The 3,282-nt window shown below is 50.1% G+C and carries 3 protein-coding genes; 1 reads left to right on the forward strand and 2 read right to left on the reverse strand.

Features of this window, described 5'->3' with window-relative positions:
- The coding region (locus BLX24_RS29695) for a phage tail-like protein (protein ID WP_218160733.1) at nucleotides 1-758 on the reverse strand (758 nt) is incomplete at its 3' end.
- Nucleotides 759-935: 177 nt separating this feature from the next.
- A complete protein-coding gene (locus BLX24_RS29700; RefSeq protein ID WP_071506837.1) occupies nucleotides 936-1,133 on the reverse strand; it encodes a response regulator transcription factor in 198 nt (65 codons plus the stop codon).
- Between the two features lie 203 nt (nucleotides 1,134-1,336).
- Here BLX24_RS29700 and BLX24_RS29705 point away from each other — a divergent pair.
- Nucleotides 1,337-3,282, forward strand: a 1,946-nt coding sequence (locus BLX24_RS29705) for a sensor histidine kinase (protein WP_071506838.1), incomplete at its 3' end; no start/stop codon positions are given.

Below are 3,282 nucleotides of genomic sequence, written 5' to 3' on the forward strand. Positions count from 1 at the left end.
TAAACCGCTCCCTGCCAGTTTCCGCTTCCATTGGTATGGTGCGGGGCCCCAACGATAATCTGGTTGTCGTAAACGGCTACGCTGGCTCCGAAGTCATCAAAGAATTCACCGTCGGTCGGTGTCAACGTCGCCAATAGCATCCAGTTTCCGAGGGCTAGTCCGTAGACATATGCGGCCCCCTGACTTCCCTCAGCTACACCCGAAATCAGCAGGGAACGATTGCCGACTACAATATACCCGGAAGAAATTGCCACGCTATACCCAAAATTATCCCCTGGTTTGAATGCCGGAATCTCGAGCTGCTGCTTTTCAACCCATGTACCACCAACACGCTGATATACATACACTTTACCTTTACTATTTTTATAGGGAGCCCCTACTACAGCATAATTTCCCGATATAGCCACAGACATACCAAACAAATCACCTCTGTTTCCATCGCTTGCAAACCGATCAACCAGCGATTGCCCGTCATTAGTACTAGTCGCCAATGGCAGCCAATACTGGCCATCATATAAGTAGAGCGTACCCCGGTCCAGATCATAAACCAGTAAGCCTACCGCAGGAGAGGTGATGGCTTTACGCTGCGCCGAGGTTAATCGGGGAATCAGCAGACCCTGGTTATTACCGGGGCTCTTCAAGTCCAGGACAGCCGATGGATGGGGCCTTCCCCCCATACCAATCTGGGAAAAGCCGGTTCCATATAGCCCCAGCATGAGCGTAGCTATACCAAGTACGAAGCGAATTAAACAGATCATGTAGATTGAGTTAAGTGGTGAATCGTAGTTTGTTGTACAGACCCTTTCTTTTAATTAACAGCATTGGGTAGACCCACAAAGCTACTGCTGTCCGGGGCTTCCTGATATAACGTACCTATCTATACGTCCTGCTCCTGAAAAATGGCCGGAACGTTTCATAATCAGGTTTCAGATCAGCTAAAAGCCTTGTCGGAGCGCTTCCTTCACCAGACCGATGGAACTGCGGACGCCTGCCTTCCTGAACAGATTGCGGCGATGGGTCTCGACGGTCGACACTTTAATACCCAGTTCTTCAGCAATCTGCATAGTTGTCATTTCTTTAAAAATCAGCCGCAAAACCTCCTGTTCCCGCCGGGTAAGTTTTAACTGTGTCATAGATAAAGCAGAGAAGTAGCCTGACAAAGATGATAGATCAGGGGCGCAGATGCCCTCATGGTTTTACATGATTTTGCCTCATGGAAAACCATGATTCTGACAACACACAAACCTTTTTCTCATGGTAAACCATGATTTTCAGGTAACAATATTGCCGGTTTTAGTAAAAAAGAGTTGATTAGACCATCTAATCTGCAAACCTCATGGCTAAGTACCTGCTCTGTATCCTGACTGCCTGCCTGACGGCATTAGCAACGGTTGCCCAGAAACCGGCCACTGTCAAATCGGACTCCCTGGCCGTGCGAACGTACCTGGCAACAGCCGCAACCTATGGAACCATGAAACGGGACTCCTGTTTGCTGGCTATCGATAAAGGATTACAAATAGCGCTGAAAATGAAGAATAAGCGGCTGGAAGCAGCCTGCTATCAGGCGCTCGGTGTGTATTCGGCGGCTTATGGAGTCCGCTTCGATAATCAAATGAAGGCGCTCCGTATCTACGAGGAGCTGAACGACCTGAACGAAACCGGTAATGTAAACATTGCACTCTGGGATCTTGTCCGCCTGCAATCAAACAATAAATACCCCCCCGAAGTATTACGCTACGCCGAACGGGCACTCGACGTTTTTCAACAGACGAAAAACCAGACGGGCATTATCCAGGCCAATAACAGCTTTGGCATTTACTACGCCATGACCAGCCAGCCAGATAAGGCTCTAACGTATTTTGAAAAAGTCAGGGACATGATGGTCACCCTTAAGCGGGATTCAAGCCAGATTTACAACATTGAGTATAATATGGCCAATCTGCTGTCGAAAACCAACCCGCAGGAATCCCTGCGGCGGCGGCTGATCATTTATGATTTTTTCAGGCGACATCCGTCAACCAATACCGGCATACACTTCAGCCTGCTCGAAGCCTTCTGCCAAACCTATAGCAACCAGCCCTATACCAATCCTGATGAGGTAATCCGGTATGCGACCGAAGGGCTTAAGTTCGGTCAAAAGCTCAACAACCTCGGCCGGCAGCTATCCTTCCACCGGCACCTGCAATGGGCCTATAAATCGCAGCAGCAGTTTGACAAAGCGCTCCGGCACGCAGAACTGGCCAGGGCTTTATCTGACTCGATATCGAAACAGGAGGATGCCCGGCAGATTGCGGACGTGCAGCAGAAGTATGATAACGAAAAAAAACAGACCGAAATCGAGCGGCAGCGTCGGCAACTACTGGAGAAACAGGTACTGCTTGAACAATCTTCCCGGCAAAAGGCACAATCGGATCATGACCTCCGGATGAACCGGCAGTTACTGGCTACCCAGCGCGTTCAGCAATTATTGAAGGAAGCAAAGCTAACCCAGCAGTCTCAGGTACAAATAGCCAATATCCAACGGCTTAAGCTTGAAAAACAACAGGCCGAAACGAATGTGCAGCTAACCCGCGAAGAACAGAAAACCGCCCGCAATCAACTATGGGGGAGCGTTGCCGCAGGGCTGATTATGTTGTTACTGGCGGGGCTGCTCTGGCGGAACCGGCTCCTGAATCAGAAGAATACGGAATTACAGGCGGCATTAGTCAAAGGTCAGTCCATTGAACGGAAACGGGTTGCGGCCGATCTGCACGATAACCTCGGTTCGGCTTTGTCGTCGTTGCAATGGAGTATCGAAGCCATTGATCATAAAAAACTGTCAACACCCGAACAGGCCATCTGGAACAGCCTGCAACAGCAGGTCAGCAAAGCATATGCGGATGTCCGGTTGCTGTCGCATAATCTGCTGCCCGACGAACTGGCGCAGCATGGGCTGGTGCCGGCCCTAACAAGCCTTGTAGAGAAACTTAACCGGAATAAGCAGGTGGCGTTTACGCTGCAATTGCCGGATACCCTCCCGCCGGTCGCGCCGAACATCGCGTTTGAAGTATACAGCATCTGTCTGGAGCTTTGCACCAATATTCTGAAACATGCTAAAGCCTCGGCAGCGATCATTTGTCTGGAACAAACGAATACAACTGCCTTGCGGCTAACGGTTCAGGACAATGGCATCGGACTGGCGAACAACCCGAAAAAAGGATTCGGATTGAACAGTATCGACTCGCGGATACAGGCTCTGCATGCCAGCTGGACCGTATCGGGCGAAACACACGAAGGCACACG

It is taken from the genome of Arsenicibacter rosenii (assembly GCF_001870735.1).
In the GTDB taxonomy this organism is placed as follows: Bacteria; Bacteroidota; Bacteroidia; order Cytophagales; family Spirosomataceae; genus Arsenicibacter; species Arsenicibacter rosenii.